This is a genomic window from Rhizobium sp. BK212 (assembly GCF_014197475.1).
Classification (GTDB): Bacteria; Pseudomonadota; Alphaproteobacteria; order Rhizobiales; family Rhizobiaceae; genus Rhizobium; species Rhizobium anhuiense.
The window spans coordinates 482,225-497,303 of record NZ_JACIFS010000003.1 but is presented as its reverse complement, the minus strand read 5'-3'; the positions used below and the strand labels follow the sequence as shown (position 1 = coordinate 497,303).

17 protein-coding genes are annotated in these 15,079 nt (G+C 62.7%); 5 read left to right on the top strand and 12 right to left on the bottom strand.

Going from position 1 to position 15,079, the window contains the following annotated elements:
• Positions 1-113: 113 nt before the first annotated feature.
• Positions 114-2,960: an insulinase family protein gene (locus FHT79_RS12355; protein WP_245434785.1), complete on the top strand. Its 2,847-nt coding sequence runs from the start codon at positions 114-116 to the stop codon at positions 2,958-2,960.
• Positions 2,961-2,973: 13 nt separating this feature from the next.
• Here FHT79_RS12355 and FHT79_RS12350 read toward each other — a convergent pair whose 3' ends face one another.
• The 3 genes from FHT79_RS12350 to FHT79_RS12340 form a co-directional block, all read right to left on the bottom strand.
• A complete protein-coding gene (locus FHT79_RS12350) occupies positions 2,974-3,654 on the bottom strand; it encodes a GNAT family N-acetyltransferase (RefSeq protein ID WP_097594501.1) in 681 nt (226 codons plus the stop codon).
• Complete coding sequence (locus tag FHT79_RS12345) at positions 3,651-4,142, bottom strand: MarR family transcriptional regulator (protein ID WP_097594500.1); 492 nt, start codon at positions 4,140-4,142, stop codon at positions 3,651-3,653. The genes FHT79_RS12350 and FHT79_RS12345 overlap by 4 nt, the downstream gene beginning before the upstream one ends.
• Positions 4,143-4,284: 142 nt before the next feature.
• Complete coding sequence (locus FHT79_RS12340) at positions 4,285-5,451, bottom strand: MFS transporter (RefSeq protein WP_097594499.1); 1,167 nt, start codon at positions 5,449-5,451, stop codon at positions 4,285-4,287.
• Positions 5,452-5,669: 218 nt separating this feature from the next.
• On the opposite strand from FHT79_RS12340, the gene FHT79_RS12335 reads away from it, so the two are divergent.
• The 3 genes from FHT79_RS12335 (at position 5,670) to FHT79_RS12325 (ending at position 8,721) form a co-directional block, all read left to right on the top strand.
• Positions 5,670-6,581: an agmatinase gene (locus tag FHT79_RS12335; protein ID WP_183903426.1), complete on the top strand. Its 912-nt coding sequence runs from the start codon at positions 5,670-5,672 to the stop codon at positions 6,579-6,581.
• 158 nt (positions 6,582-6,739) lie between these two features.
• The gene (locus FHT79_RS12330; RefSeq protein ID WP_097594497.1) at positions 6,740-8,254 is read left to right on the top strand and encodes a winged helix-turn-helix domain-containing tetratricopeptide repeat protein; all 1,515 of its coding nucleotides are present in this window, start codon (positions 6,740-6,742) and stop codon (positions 8,252-8,254) included.
• 98 nt (positions 8,255-8,352) lie between these two features.
• Entirely contained in the window at positions 8,353-8,721 is a 369-nt protein-coding gene (locus FHT79_RS12325) for a hypothetical protein (RefSeq protein ID WP_183903425.1), read from the top strand.
• 35 nt (positions 8,722-8,756) lie between these two features.
• Here the strand turns inward: FHT79_RS12325 and FHT79_RS12320 are convergent, their stop codons facing one another.
• From FHT79_RS12320 to FHT79_RS12280, 9 genes are all read right to left on the bottom strand, one after another.
• On the bottom strand, positions 8,757-9,218 hold the full coding sequence (locus FHT79_RS12320) for a DUF411 domain-containing protein (RefSeq protein ID WP_097594676.1): 462 nt from the start codon (positions 9,216-9,218) through the stop codon (positions 8,757-8,759).
• Between the two features lie 56 nt (positions 9,219-9,274).
• Positions 9,275-9,562: a copper-binding protein gene (locus FHT79_RS12315; protein WP_062940207.1), complete on the bottom strand. Its 288-nt coding sequence runs from the start codon at positions 9,560-9,562 to the stop codon at positions 9,275-9,277.
• Between the two features lie 21 nt (positions 9,563-9,583).
• Positions 9,584-10,063: a plastocyanin/azurin family copper-binding protein gene (locus FHT79_RS12310; protein ID WP_097594496.1), complete on the bottom strand. Its 480-nt coding sequence runs from the start codon at positions 10,061-10,063 to the stop codon at positions 9,584-9,586.
• A 34-nt stretch (positions 10,064-10,097) separates the two neighbouring features.
• Positions 10,098-11,444, bottom strand: coding sequence for a copper oxidase (locus FHT79_RS12305; RefSeq protein ID WP_047615193.1), 1,347 nt, complete (start codon positions 11,442-11,444; stop codon positions 10,098-10,100).
• 14 nt (positions 11,445-11,458) lie between these two features.
• Positions 11,459-12,925, bottom strand: a complete 1,467-nt coding sequence (locus FHT79_RS12300; protein ID WP_097594494.1) for a TolC family protein — start codon at positions 12,923-12,925, stop codon at positions 11,459-11,461.
• Positions 12,922-13,149 (bottom strand): hypothetical protein, encoded by a 228-nt coding sequence (locus FHT79_RS12295; protein WP_097594493.1) that lies wholly within the window; start codon positions 13,147-13,149, stop codon positions 12,922-12,924. The genes FHT79_RS12300 and FHT79_RS12295 overlap by 4 nt, the downstream gene beginning before the upstream one ends.
• An 89-nt stretch (positions 13,150-13,238) precedes the next feature.
• On the bottom strand, positions 13,239-13,637 hold the full coding sequence (locus FHT79_RS12290) for a hypothetical protein (protein ID WP_097594675.1): 399 nt from the start codon (positions 13,635-13,637) through the stop codon (positions 13,239-13,241).
• Between the two features lie 197 nt (positions 13,638-13,834).
• Positions 13,835-14,338, bottom strand: a complete 504-nt coding sequence (locus tag FHT79_RS12285) for a cytochrome b/b6 domain-containing protein (RefSeq protein WP_097594492.1) — start codon at positions 14,336-14,338, stop codon at positions 13,835-13,837.
• Positions 14,339-14,365: 27 nt separating this feature from the next.
• Positions 14,366-14,578, bottom strand: a complete 213-nt coding sequence (locus tag FHT79_RS12280) for a hypothetical protein (protein ID WP_179874664.1) — start codon at positions 14,576-14,578, stop codon at positions 14,366-14,368.
• On the opposite strand from FHT79_RS12280, the gene FHT79_RS12275 reads away from it, so the two are divergent.
• Positions 14,514-15,068 carry a cytochrome c gene (locus FHT79_RS12275; protein WP_097594491.1) on the top strand — a complete coding sequence of 185 codons (555 nt, stop codon included), beginning with the start codon at positions 14,514-14,516 and terminating at the stop codon, positions 15,066-15,068. The two genes, FHT79_RS12280 and FHT79_RS12275, sit on opposite strands and share 65 nt — an antisense overlap.
• The last annotated feature ends 11 nt before the right edge of the window (positions 15,069-15,079 follow it).

The window sequence follows — 15,079 nt, the reverse complement described above, 5'->3', positions numbered from 1 at the left end:
GGAATTGTCTCCTTCTTATCCATTCGCGCACATGGACGTTGATGCGAAATGCAACCTGTGGAATAGTTGAATCGACGCTATCTACCCTTCTCCTGCTCATCACCTGGACAAGAATGTCTCACAAACAAATGGAATGCTCCACGGCGCGGTGGTTTCTCGCGGCGGTCTGCCTTGCTGCAAACTTTGCGTTGCCAGCCTATGCGGACACCCCATCCGAGCCTTGGCCGCAAACGCAAAGCGACCTGCAAGCCGAGACTGGCGTGCATTTCGGCACGCTCGCCAACGGCATGCGGTTTGCGATCATGCGCAACGTCACGCCGCCCGGACAGGCTGCGATCCGCTTTCGCATCGGCGCCGGCTCGCTCGAGGAAAACGACAACCAGCAGGGGCTTGCGCATTTCCTCGAGCATATGGCCTTCAAGGGTTCGACGCACGTCGCCGAAGGGGAGATGATCCGTATCTTGCAGCGCAAGGGCCTGGCCTTTGGACCGGACACCAACGCCCATACCTCTTATGACGAGACTGTCTATGCGCTCGATCTGCCCGAGGTCGATGCGGACACAGTTTCGACGGGCCTGATGCTGATGCGGGAAACGGCGAGCGAGCTGACCCTCGATGCCGGAGCTTTCGATCGCGAACGCGGCGTCATCCTGTCGGAAGAGCGGCTGCGCGATACACCGCAGTCTCGCGCAGCGCTCGGAATCATGAATTCGCTGCTCGCCGGCCAGCGCGCGACCATGCGCGTGCCGATCGGCAAAGCCGACATCATCAGCAATGCGCCCGTAAACCTCGTCCGTGATTATTACCGGGCCAACTACCGACCCGATCGGGCAACGTTGATCGTGGTGGGCGATATCGACCCGGCCGCCATGGAAACCGAAATCCGGCAGCGCTTCGGCGACTGGAAGGCCGTGGGGCCGGCGCCGGCAAAACCGGATCTTGGCACACTGGCGGCGAAAGGCGAAAGTGCCGAGGTGATCACTGTTCCCGGCGGCATGACGAGCATACAGGTCGCCTGGACGCGTCCCTATGACGCCGCGCCTGATACCTCTGCCAGGCGCCGCGCCGAGCTTATCGAAGATCTCGGGCTGCTGGTGCTCAAACGGCGGGTGAGCGCTATCGCCAGCAAGGCGGATGCCCCTTTCATCAGCGCGGGCGTCGGCTCCCAGGATCTCCTCGATTCCGCGCATGTCGTCCTGGTCTCGGCAAATTCCGAGGCGGACAAATGGCAGGCGGCGCTCACGGCCATCGACCAGGAACAGCGTCGTATCCAAAAATTCGGCGTTGAAAAGGCGGAGATCGATCGCGAAATCCGCGAATATCGCTTGGCCCTGCAAGCCGCCGCAGACGGAGCCGCGACGCGCGCGACCACCGACATCGCCTCGGCGCTGGCTGGCAGCGTCGACGACGATCAAGTCTTCACCTCGCCCGCCGAAGACCTCTCGCTGTTCGAGACGATAACGAAGGGCGTCACGATGGCCGAGGTCAATCAAGCCCTTCAGCGTGCTTTCTCCGGCAATGGTCCGCAGGTCGTGCTGCAGACGCCCCAATCACCGCAGGGCGGAGCCGACACGGTTCGGCAATTCTATGACGCTTCGAATGCCATTGACGTCTCGGCGCCATCCGGTGCCGCTGACGTCGCCTGGCCCTACACCCATTTCGGCGAGCCGGGCGCAGTGGTCGAACGCCGCGCCGTCGAAGATCTCGGCTTGACCATGGTGCGCTTTTCCAATGGCGTGCGGCTGACCGTCAAGCCAACCAAACTGCGTGCCAACGAAGTGCTGGTGCGCGAAGATATCGGCCGCGGTCGGCTGGATCTGCCGCGCGACCGTTCCCTCGCGACCTGGGCATCTCCGGCCGTGGTGCTATCCGGCGTGAAGGCCATGGATTACGAGGATATACAGAAAGCGCTGACGGCCAACATCGTCGGCGTCGACTTCTCGGTCGGCGACAGCTCCTTCAGGTTCGACGGTCGGACACGGACGGAAGATCTTGCGACACAGCTGCAACTGATGACCGCTTACACCTCCGATCCAGCCTACCGCCCCGAGGCGTTCAAGCGTGTGCAGCAGGCCTATTTGAGCGGCCTCGATCAGTATGACGCGTCGCCCGGCGGCGTTGTCAGCCGCGATTTCGCAGGTCTCGTGCATTCCGGAGATCTGCGCTGGACCTTCCCTGACCGCGCGCAATTGTCCGCCGCCAAGCCGGACGATTTCGAGGCGCTGTTCCGGCCGATGGTTTCCAACGGCCCGATCGATGTCACCATCGTCGGCGACGTCACGGTGGACGAGGCGATCCGGCTGACGGCTGAAACCTTCGGCGCTTTGCCGCCGCGCCCGGAGACTGCGTCGAGCACCGATCGGGACGAGGTGCGTTTTCCGCCGGCGACCAACCAGCCCGTCTTGCAGGCCCATAGCGGCAGGGCAGACAATGCCGCCGCCGTCGTTGGGGCTCCCATCGGTGATCTGCTCTCCGATCTGCCGCGTTCCTTCACCGCCAATGTCGCCGTGCAGATTTTTCAAAACAGGCTGATCGACCAGTTTCGCATTGCAGAAGGCGCAAGCTATGCCGTGCAGGGCGACGTCGACCTGTCAAGGGAAGTCCCCGGTTACGGCTACGCCTATTTCTACGTCGAGACAGGCCCGGAAAAGGTTGCGCGCTTTTACGCCCTTGTCGACGAGATCGCCAATGATCTCAGATCGCAGGAGGTCTCGCCGGACGAGCTTGCGCGCGCCCGGGCACCCATCATCGAGACCTTGAAGCATCAGCAGCAGAGCAATGAATATTGGCTCTCATATCTGCACCACGCTCAGACGGATTCGCGTCGTTTAGACCGAATACGCGATAGTCTCGGCGGCTACGACAAGGTCACCGCCGGCGATATCCGCGCGTTTTCCTCGGCCTATTTCGGCCCGGAAAAATTCTGGAAATTCGAAGTGCTGCCGGCGGCGGTACGATAGTGGTGAATACCGCTCAGGACCGGCGTTTGACCGCGCGCATATTCATCTCCGAGCGAAGAGCAAAACCCTGCGTTTTGTAGAGGGAAATGGCCGAGATATTCGATGCATAGGCATGCAGATAGGCCGTGTCGCCGCTGGATGCGATTTCGCCGGCAACGAAACGGAAGAGCAGTGTGCCGAAACCGCGCCCCTGGAAATCGGGATGGGTGCAAAGCCCGCTGAGCTCGATGAAGCCGCTCTGCCGCATCCTCTGTCCGGCCATCGCCACCAGGCGGCCGTTGCTTCTGATCCCCCAGAAGCTGCCGAGGCTCTGGGCGCGCAGCGTGAACGGCCCGGGTTTGGTCAATGTCGCCAAGGCCAGCATGTCGGCGGCATCGGCCTCCGTCAGCGGCTCGATGCGAGAATCCGAAATTCGCCCGTGAGGCCGCTCGGCAATCATTTGCACCAACGATGCCTCGGCGACTACGGCTAGCCCCGCTGGGATGACGATCGGTCCGGCTTCAACGAGGATCATGCTCTCCTCCAACGCCGGCAGCGCCTCCAGCGCGTCGAGGCTCTCCGGCCTGTCGTCGGCAGACGCCGCGAAGGGGACGATCGACGGCGGGTATCGCCGCGCATTTTCATTGCCTTCCGCAAGATGGGAATGCGCGCTCTCCAGCGCGCTCCAGATTGGACGGTCGAGAACATGTTTCATCGTGTTTTCTCCTTGGCGGGGCTCCGCTGTGCCAGCGGCGCCTCTGCAAGCCCGTCCTCGATGGCGGCGAGCTGTTCGAGAATCGGCCCGTCGAGATCGCCGCAGAGATCGGCGACGGCTGCCGCGACACGCGGCCAGACCGATATCTTTGAATAGTCGATGAGTTCCTGGCCCTTGTCGGTCAGCGAGACCAATCGGCGGCGCTGATCATCCGGCGCCGGCTGCATGTCGACGAAACCGAGTTCGAGAAGCTGGCCGGTGGTCCGCGTGGCGCCCGGCTGGGTAATGCCCACCGCCTGCGCCAGCTCGCCGACCGTCAGCGGCCCGGCCCGGTCGATCGCCGCCAGGAATGGGTATTGGCCCGCCTGGATGCCAAGGCCGGTCTCGTCGATGATCTGCTGCGTATCCGCCTGCAGCCTCTCGCCGATGCGCCGCAGCCGGCTGCCCATGCACAGAAACCCGAGCGTTCGGACCACATCCTCGACCATGCCATTCCTCCATTTGTATCGACAGTTATATAACGTGTTATATATTTGCTCAACCTGCTAAATTGAGTGCAGGTGATCCATCACAAAACCGGGCTGCTTGTGAGACGCCACGCCCGCATTTGTGTCAAACCCAGTGGCTCGCTCAGCCCCGTCGCCTTTCCGCGATCAGAAGCACCGCCAATATGCAACTGAGCAGGGCGAGGGACGATGGCAGCCCCTGATGGCCAATCAGTTGCATTGCCAGTCCTGTCGCGGGCGAGCCCACGATGCCGCCGATGCCCCATACCAAGGCGAAGGCGGCGTTACCGGCGATCAAGGCCTGGCCGGTGAAACGCTCGCCGAGCTGGATCAGCGACAGGGTATAAATCCCGAACGAGACGCCGCCCCAAGTGAAAACCAGCGGCCAGATGAGCCACGCATCGAAGACGAGCGGCAGCAAGAGGCAACTGGCCAGGCAAGTCAGGACGCAAAGCAACATGATCCGGTTCGAGCCGAACCGCTCGGCCACGCGCCCGAGCAAGATCTGCAGCGCGGCATTGCCTGCGATGAAGCAGGTGATCAGCGAAGCGATACGCTCCTCGCCGCTGTCCAGGGCTGCGCCATAGACCGCAAACAGAGAAAGCAGGATCTGCTCGAAGGCGGCGGCCGCGAAAATCGCAAACAACAGCAGCGGCGCCAGTGCGAAGAAGCCGCCGACGGATGTTGCCTTGCCTTCCTCAGGCGTGGCGGGCAGGCGCGGGGCGACCGCAAGCACGATCAGGCCGCAGAGGAGGAAGGCGGCGATGCCGATCATGAAGGGCGGCCAACCCTCAGTGCCGGCGTGGCCGAGCGACAGCGGGCCAATGGCGAAGCCACCCGAAACGATCGATGAATAGAGGCCCATGATGCGGCCTCGGCGTGGCGCTGGCGTGATGGAGATCAGCCAGGTTTCGCTGATCACGTAGAGCGGATTGGCGAAGAAGCCGAGCAGGAAGCGCAGCGGCATCCAGGCCCAGACGTCCTGTTTCCAGGCGATCGCGATCAGCGTGAGGGCGGCGAGGATCGAACACAGGATCGCCAGCCGCGCTCCGCCCACGCGCCGCGAAAGCGCCGGAATGAAGGGGGCCGACACAATGAAACCCAGCGGCGTCATCGCCGCCGACAGGCCAATCAGTCCCGATGTCGTTCCCTTTCGCTCCAGGATAAAACTGAGCAGCGGATAGGTCAGTCCCTGGGCCACGGCGAACACCATGACGGTGGCGATAATGCCCGTCATCGCCGCCCATGGAATGCGGTCCGCGTGCGGTGATGTGATGCTTTCGGCAGTCATGCAGATTATCCTCGTCAGACCATAGGCTTTGAGGCTCCGGGAGCCTCGACGTCAAAGAGGATGAATTCTGCAGGACAGAGGGGAGCGTCGTACTTAAGTTTTTCCAAAAAGTTCTCAAAAACGTCCAAAGGGATTAAACAGGTCAGCGCCCAATTTCATCCCAGCCGTAAACCCTCAGCACGACAGTTTCAGCCAGACATCATCAGGACCATCAGGAAATGACAGCTCCGCTTTCCTTTCTCGGCCTTCCCGATCGCCTCCCCAATGGAGGTTTGCCCCGTGCGGTGATCTTTGCAGCCGCCCATGGCAGCACCTATCCCGGCAAGAACAGCAGCGGCTACGCCCTGGCCGCTGGTGCCATCCGCGCGGCGAGCCAGGACGATGCACCACTCCTTGAGCACTGGGATTTCGATCTCGGCGGCCCGCTGTTCGACGGCGGGCCGGTCTCATGCATCGATGCCGGCGACATCCAGACCATCCTGCATGACAATCCCGGCAACCGGGGCCGTATCGAGGCGAAGACGCGCGAGGTGCTGGCTTTGCAGGCGGTACCGATCCTGCTCGGTGGCGACTGTTCCGTGACCATTCCCTTCCTTGCCGGCTTTGCCGATCAAGGGCCTGTCTGGGTCCTGCAGATCGATGCCCATATCGACTGGCGCGACGAAGTGCATGGTGAACGCTACGGCTATTCAAGTCCGATGCGTCGGGCAAGCGAGATGCCGCATGTCGCCGGCATGGTGCAGGTCGGCCTGCGCAGCGTCGGCAGTGCGCGCCTCGCCGACATCGAGGCGGCGCAGCGCTATGGCAGCCGCTTCGTGACCGCCCGCGAGATCCACGCTCGAGGCGTCGAAGCCGCTCTTCAGTATATTCCGGAAGGAGCCCGGGTCGTCGTCACCCTCGATTGTGACAGCATCGATCCCAGTATCATGCCGGGCGTGGCGGCGCGTACCCCTGGCGGCCTCACTTATACGGAGGTGATCGATCTGATTGCCGGCCTCGGCAAGCGGGCTGAGATTGCGGGATTCGACCTTGTCGAACTCTATCCTCCTGCAGACGTTGATGGTCTGTCAGCCCTGACCGCCGCGCGCCTTCTGGTCAATGTCATCGGCGCCATCGCCCGGCAGCATTGAAATCCTGCTTCCTCTATCAGCAGGCCGTGCATTCGTTGCGTTTTGGATTCCAGGCAACCTTGCCCAGACGTCGCTCAGTCCCGGCCGGCGCTCGCGTCCTTGATGCCATGGTGGCTTAAGCGGACGAATAGTTCCATCCAAGCGTTAATGTCTCTAGGATGCGCCCCATGGGATCGCGCTTTGCCTTTGGTCCGTTCGTGCTTGATCCGGGGGCGGGAACGCTCCTTCGGAACGACGATCCCGTTGCCATTGGCCATCGCGGGGTAAAACTGCTTGAAGCACTTGTCAGGCGGCCCGGCGAAATCTTGGGGAAGGCCGAATTGATGGATGCGGCGTGGCCGGGCAGGGCGGTCGAGGAAGGCAATCTCACCGTCCAGATCGCGCAGTTGCGCAAGCTGCTCGGCCCGGCCGCCGATGGCGGTGAATGGATCGCCACGGTGCCGCGCGTCGGCTACCGCTTTACAGGCGCCATCAATCACCTCGGCGGCGTGAAGCGAACACCTCTGCCGCTGCCCGACAAGCCATCGATCGCTGTGCTGCCCTTCGTCAATATCAGCAACGATTCCGAGCAGGAATCCTTTGCGGATGGGCTGACCGAGGACTTGATCACTGATCTCTCCAGGATGCCGGGCCTGTTCGTCATCGCCCGCAACTCGGCCTTTGCCTACAAAGGAAAGGCGATGGACGTGCGCGCCATCGCCGAGGAACTCGGGGTGCGCTACCTGCTGGAGGGGAGCGCAAGACGCGCCGTAGGGCAGGTGCGGATCAACGCCCAGTTGGTCGACGCGGTCAGTGGCGATCATCTATGGGCGGAACGCTTCGACCGCAGCCTGGACGATATCTTTGCCGTTCAGGACGAGGTCACCGGCAAGATCGTCGAGGCGCTGCTCGGCCGTCTGCGCGCGCCGCCGCCGCGCAACCGGCCGAAGAACCTCGAGGCTTACGATCTCTGTGTGCGGGCGCGCAGGCTGATGGATGATTCACCGCAGACGGCGCGGGAAGCGCATCTGATGCTGACGCGTGCGATCTCGCTCGATCCGGACTATGCTGAGGCCTATCGCTGGCTCGCCATCAACCACTGGATGGGAGAGGTCCACAGCGGCGGACCAACGCAACCGACCCGCAGCCTTGCCTTGGAACTGGCACGCAAGGCTGTCGCAATCGACCCCAACGATGCCGGCTGTCGTTGGATCCTGGCCTACCTGTTGGCCTATGAGCGCAGCTTCGACGAGGCGGATGCGGAGTTCGCCAAGGCGATCGAGCTCGATCCCAACGAGGCCGACACCTTTGCGGCGCTGTCCGACATTGCGGTTCTCGCCGGGCGGATCGGGGAGGGGCGTGAGCACATCGCCAAGGCCTTTCGGCTGAACCCGTTTCCGGGAAGCTGGTATTATCTGACGCTCGGCCAGGCGCAATATGCCGCCGGTGAGTACGAATCTGCCGTCGAGACGCTGCGCCGGGACGAGACCTATCGGACGAGCTCACGCCGTTTCCTGGCGGCAAGCCTTGCCCAACTCGGCCGGCTCGACGAGGCGCGCGCCGAGGTCGAACTGTTCCTCGTCGCCAACCCGCATTTTTCAACCCGCCACTGGGCGGCGACCGAGCCCTTCCGCGACGCCCGGACGCTTGCACATTTCATCGACGGCTACCGCAAGGCCGGTCTTCCGGAGTGACGCCGCGTGACGCAAACACGGCCGGCCAGCCATGCGAATATTCGCGTGGTCTCCTCGGATATGATAGGATCAACATGCATTGACCACGGGAGGGGTAAATGCACCGGATGCTTCTGCTTTTGATCCTTTGCACGCAGTCCGCATCGATATCGGCGGCGTCCGAACTTGCGATCTTCCATACTGCTTCGTTCGGCAGCAGCCGGTCGATCAGCCTCAGTCTGGCAGAGGGCAGGCCCGCCCGCGATCCCACCTTCGATTTCGACGTCGTCATTGCGCTTTTGGAGTTCGACGGCGGCGGGACAGTGCTCTATCGGGACGGAGGAAGACACCAGGCGAGCGTGCGCTGCGTTTCGCCCGCCACGGTCCGGATCAATTCCGCCGACTATGCGGTCGACGTGTCGGCGCGGCCGGGGGCCGACTGGAAGCACGATCTCTGGGCGGCGCTCTGCAACAGTCCGGTTTCCTGAGCGGTCGCACGACATGGCTTGGCCGATCGAGTGCGTCAGCCCTTCCGGGGGCGGACCTCCATGAACACGTATGGCGCGGCGGTCCCCGAGGGGATCGCATAGACGTCGAAGGACGCGTGCTGGTCGTCGCCCATTCCCACCGAACCAGGAGGCATGCCGGGCACGGCCAGCCCACGGACCGGCGGCCGTTCCCGCAGCAGACGCTGGACGGCTTCGAGCGGAACGTGTCCTTCGAGGTAGTATTCCTCGACGACGGCAGTGTGGCATCCCTCCAGGTCGACAGGTACGCCCAGCCGCGCCTTGACCGCGGCAAGATCGTCGGTGTCGCGGGCGTCGACCGAAAATCCTGCGGCCGCCATCGCCTTCGACCATTCATGACAACAGCCGCAGTTCGGATCCTTGTAGACGGTCATCTTCGCCGGCGCGACGGCGAAGGCCCTTCCGCCACAGAACGCCAGGGCTGATGCCGCCCATGCGATGAAGCTTCTCCTGTGCATCGTTTCCACTCCTCGATGTCCTGCCGCCCGGATCGAGGCCGGGCGGCAGGAGTCCCCTACTTTACTTCGGTGACGGTCAGCTTGCCATTCACGCGTTCGGCAACGAACTCGATGTTCGAACCTTCCTTCAGCTTTTCGAGCAGCGCCGGGTCCTCGACCCGGAAGACCATCGTCATCGCCGGCATGTCGAGGCCCTTCAGGTCCTCATGCTTGATGGTGACTTTCTTCGCCTTGGTGTCGACCTTGTTGACGACGCCCTTGGTGAATTCCTGGGCGAACGCACCGAAGGCTGCGCTGGCCGAAAGCAGGGCGGCAACGCCGATTTTGATCATAACAGTTTTCATGCTTATGGCTCCTTTTGCAGATTACTTGCCAGCGACGGTGACGTCGCCGTGCATGCCGGCTTCGTAGTGGCCGGGGATCAGGCAGGCGAACTTGAATTCGCCATCGGTGGTGAACTTCCAGACGATCTCGCCGGACTGGCCGGCTGGAAGGCGAATCGAGTTCGGATCGTCATGCTCCATCTCCGGGAACTTCTCCATGACCGCCTTGTGCTCGAGAATCTTGTCTTCCTGATCGAGCACAAACTCGTGGTCGACGGTTCCGGCATTCTTGATCGCGATCTTGACCGTCTGTCCCTTGCGGACATTGAAGACGGCCGGAGTAAACAGCATCTTGCCGTCCTCGGTTTCCTTCATCGTGACGCGGATCGTCTGCGTCGCCTTCGCCTTGTCGCCAGGCTCGCCGATGGCCATCTTGTCGCCATGGCCGCCGGCGTGATTGCCGGATGCGAGCGCCGGGGTTGCGAGGGCGACGAGCGCCAGTGCCAATACGTAGTTCTTCATGCGTAGATCCTTTCTTGACGTGGGAGATTGGGCCTCAGCCTTTTGTCGGCTTCGGCGTGATTTGCGTCTTTGCGTCTTTGGCCTTGGTCGCGTCCGGCAGCTCGCCGGTCCACTCCCAGGCCTGCGTTCCCGGCGGGTTTTCGTACCAGCCCGGATCGGAGTAGTCGTCCGCCGAGATGCCCTCGCGAACCTTCACGACCGAGAACATGCCGCCCATCTCGATGGGGCCGTGTGGCCCCCAGCCGGTCATCATCGGAACGGTGTTCTCGGGAATTGGCATTTCCATTTCGCCCATATCGGCCATGCCCTTGGTACCCATGGGCATGTAGTCCGGCTGCAGCTTCCTGATCTTCTCGGCGACCTTCGACTTGTCTGCACCGATGAAAGTCGGGATGTCATGACCCATGGCGTTCATCGTGTGATGGGACTTGTGGCAGTGGATCGCCCAGTCGCCGAGGTACTTGGCATCGAACTCGTAGGCGCGCATCGCGCCGACCGGAATGTCGATGCTGACCTCCGGCCACCGCGCCTCCGGCCGGACCCAGCCGCCGTCGGTGCACGTCACCTCGAAATCGTAGCCATGCATATGGATTGGATGGTTCGTCATCGTCAGGTTGCCGACACGCACCCGCACTCTGTCGTTCTTGGAAACGACGAGGGGGCTGATGTCCGGAAACACGCGGCTGTTCCAGCACCACATGTTGAAGTCGGTCATCTCCATGATCCGCGGCACGTAGGAGCCGGGATCGATGTCGTAGGCGTTGAGCAGGAAGACGAAGTCGCGATCGACGCGCATGAACTTCGGATCCTTCGGATGGATGACGAAGAAGCCCATCATGCCCATGGCCATCTGGACCATCTCGTCGGAATGCGGGTGGTACATGAAGGTCCCGGACTTCACGAGATCGAACTCGTAGACGTAGGTTTTGCCGACCGGGATGTGCGGCTGCGTCAGGCCGCCGACGCCGTCCATGCCCGACGGCAGGATCATGCCGTGCCAGTGGATCGTCGTGTGCTCCGGCAGCTTGTTGGTGACGAAGATACGGACGCGGTCGCCTTCGACTGCCTCGATCGTCGGCCCCGGAGACTGGCCGTTATAGCCCCAGAGATAGGCCGTCATACCGTCGGCCATTTCGCGCTCGACCGGCTCGGCGACGAGGTGGAACTCCTTGACGCCGTTGTTCATCCGGTGGGGCAGGGTCCAGCCGTTGAGGGTGACGACCGGCTGGTAGTCCGGGCCCGAGGTCGGGTGGAGCGGCGGCTGCATGTCCGCCGATTCCATTGTCGGAGCGTCGGGCAGGCCCATCGCCGACGTCTTCGTCCAGGCTCCCGCCGCCAGCATGGCCGCGCTTGCACCGAACAGTTGTCGTCTGTTGAACATGGTGGTTTCCTTTCTCAATGGCCGCCGCCACCGCCGCTCCCGGAAGCAGCGGCGACCTCGGTCTCTGCCGAGGCGTTCGTCGCGCCGCCGCCGTAGATGGCAGGCGCGAGATTGGCTTCGGCCAGCCAGAAGTCTCGCTTCGCGTTGACGGAGAGCAGGATGGAGTTGATCTTGTCGCGGGTGTCGGTCAGCAGCTCGAACGTGTTGGTGATCATGCCGTTGTAGGTCAGCAGGGATTCCTCCTCGACCTTGGCGCGCAGCGGCACGACGTTGTTGCGGTAGTGCCGGGCGATGTCGTAGTTCGAGCGGTAGGCCTCGTAGGCGGAGCGCGCTTCCGAGCGCACGTTGACGGCTTTCTCCGCCAGTAAGTTCGCCGCCCGCATGTATGCCACCTCGGCCTTGCGCATCCGGGCCTTGCCGGTGTCGAAGATCGGGATTGCGAACTCCAGTTCGACCTGGGGAGTCGTCCTTGTCTTCTTCTCGTCGTCCTCGATTTCCCGTTCCGTTTCGAAGCCGGTCAGGATCTCGAGGTCGGTGACGTAGCGCGTCGCTTCGGTCAGGCCATAGGACCTGGCTGTGGCTTCGAGTTCGAGCTTCGCGACCTGGAGGTCTATCCGGTTTCGGAGTGCTTCGGCTTCGATGGTGTCGCGTTTTGCGACGGACTTGGGCAGCGGCGGCAGGCTGTTCGGAACCTGATAGTCCAGCTCGGAGCCCCAGAGGCCCATCAGTCGCGTCAGCTCCTCCTTGGCGAGGCGGGCCGCCAGGCGGGCCTTCGCCGTTTCTCCGGCGATTTCGGCGACGAACACATGTTCACGTGCCTGGGCGCCCTTGGTCATCGCACCGGTCTCGCCCAGCTTCGCCGCGAGCTCCGAAGCGGCATCGGCCGTCGCCTGGGCGCGCTGGAGCTGCCCGACGTTCTCCCAGGCCGCGACTGCGCCGATCCAGGCACGCCGCGTGTCGGCGGCAACCTGAAGCGTTCTCACGGCCGCGGTCAACTGCGCCTGCCGGAAGCGTGTGTCGGCGATCGCCACGTCCCTGCTCTTCGTCGCGAGCGCCAGGATGTTCGTTGTGATCATCCCCTCGATCGTCTTGAACGCTTGAAGTTCCGGAGTTCCGATCCCTGTGGTGCCGATGGAGACTGTCGGGTTGATGAACATCGTCGACTGCCAGGCGTCAGCCGCGCTGTCGCCAAGATCGGCATAGGCGGCCTGGAGGCCTTTGTTGTTGAGCAGGGCGATCTGGACGGCCGTCTCGACGTCGAGAGGTTTCGTTCGAGCAAGCAGGCTCTTGACCTGCGCCCCCGCAGAACGGGCCTGGTTCTGGTTCTGGATCCAGACGGTCTCTTTCGCCTCGACACTGGCGGTCTTGTTGGCGACGGAAATGAAGCCCGCCTCATTGCGGGAATAGTCGGCGCCCGTGACACAACTGCTTAGCGCCAGCGGGAATGCCAGCGCCATCATCATTCTTCTAGGCCCGATCATGAGGCATCTCCATTTGCTGGAGACTGCAGATCGTTCTGTCTGCGCCAAGGCTTGGGGTCGACGGGCTGCCTGGCTTCATAGCCCGAGATCGGCGACCGGTATGTGATGGGGCGCGCGGACGGCTGTTCGACGGCGGCGGAGGATGCCACCACGTCGGGAGGAAGCGTGGATGCGCAGCCGCCGATAAAAAGCGGCAGCCCCACCACGAAAAGCGAGGGTTTCATTATGAAGTTTCCGAACAAGAGATAACCTGTGGGCGCGCGCCTAAAAGGCACGCGACCGACGGGACCCGATCAAGCGGGTGTGTCTCTATTCAGATATTTGGGGGACGGTGGAGGGGCGGCAGTTCGCCAATGGTCGTCCGGTCGTCGACGAACTGCCGGATCGAGGTCACGACGGGTTCGCCGACGTCGGGGCCATCACAAATGATGCCAAGCCCGCCACAGAAGTCCTTGCAGCACTCCTGCTTGACGAGCTTCGACGGGCCTTCGCCATCATGAGATACGTCGCCATGCGCGTGGCCGTGATGGGCCGCCTCCGTCATGCCGTGGCCTTCATGGGGCGACGTCACGTCGGACACAACGGCTTTGAGATCGGGGAAGGAGGAGCCGTGCATCGCTGCGTTGGCGTTCGACAACGAGTACCCCGCCAGTGATACGACGATCACCAGCCGTATCATCACGAGCAGCCTGCTCATTGTGATTCGGTACATCTTGCCCATTCCCAACGGCCTACATGCAATGCAGCCGGATTTCAATTAAGACCTCTGTGTCGCGGATGTTCGAGTCCTTTATGTGGCGCGAACATCACGTTGTGCACAAGCTAGAGCTTCCTTTGGCGCTATAGTGCTACACGATCCCGGTTTTCGTCGCCAAGGCGGGCCGCTACGACGTACTGACGCTCGCCACGTTACAGATTTTCGGCTGACCGCTTCCGGCGCGGCAGCAGTATCCGGTCGACCGTATCGTCACGGACGACGAGCGTATGCCAGATCGCCGCGGCGAGATGCAGCGCGACCATCGCCAGGATGATCCTCGACCCGATAACGTGGTACGGCGCGATCCCGAACCAGACGTAGCTCGCGACCAATCCCATGCAGGCCTGTCCAATGATGGCGGCGTAGAAGGCGTGATGAAGCGCCGTGGCGGCTCGTCCGCTCCATGTGCCGGGCGCGCCGATCTCTGGCGGCTGAAGGATGCGAAGAACCAGCCGTGCGCCCATCAGCAGCCCGATCGCCATTCCCGCATAGTTATGGAGCTGGTGCTGGACGACGTCCCAATAAGCCGGCGCCATCCCCATGTGGACGGCATGGTGGGTTCTCTCGATGCTGCCACCCGTCAGATACTGCACCGGCACCATGAGGGCGACCAGCCAGTGAAGCCCTATCTGGGCCAGTGAATAGCCACCTTTCATCGATCCTCTCCTGCCGAGGGGCGCAGACTAATCGGCGGCGGTTAACGCTTCCTGATCGGCTTGGAGCATCGCGAGATGCGGCGTATCGGGGAGGGCGCCCGCCCTTTTATTGCCCCGATGAGAACGGATATCGGTAGTCGCAAGCGGCACGATCTCGGATTCGGAAAGCAGCCTTATGAGACGAACCATTTTTGCGAACATGTTTGGTTTGCTCTTCGTCGTGGGTATGATGCCGATCATGGCAGTCTCGTCGCCGGCGACCGAGGATGTCGTAGCGCTTCGGCAGGCCGACATGAAGGCCATGGCCGCGGCGGTTAAGACCATCTCCGGCATGTTCAAGGATCCGGCGAGCTACAAGGCTACCGAGTTCAGCTGGGCTGCCGACACAATCCGCGACAGGTCGGGTGTCGTCCTCTCCGGGCACTTCATGTCCGAGGCCGTCAGTCCACAGTCGAAGGCCAGGCCGAACATCCCCGCGGAGCGCGAGCGGTTCGACCGGATCGCGAACGACCTGCGCGACTACGCGGTCGCGCTGGACGCCGCCGCCCGGAGTAACCCGGGATCGATGTCCGCCAGCATGCGCATGAAGCCTGGCGAGGCCATGGGCGGCGGACCGCTCGGCACTCACGTCCGCAACGAGCAGGATCTCCTGGCAATGCCGGCGGAACACGCGTTCCACCTCATGCTCCAGACCTGCACGACCTGCCACGCCAAATTCAGGGCGGAATGACGGCGAGCACG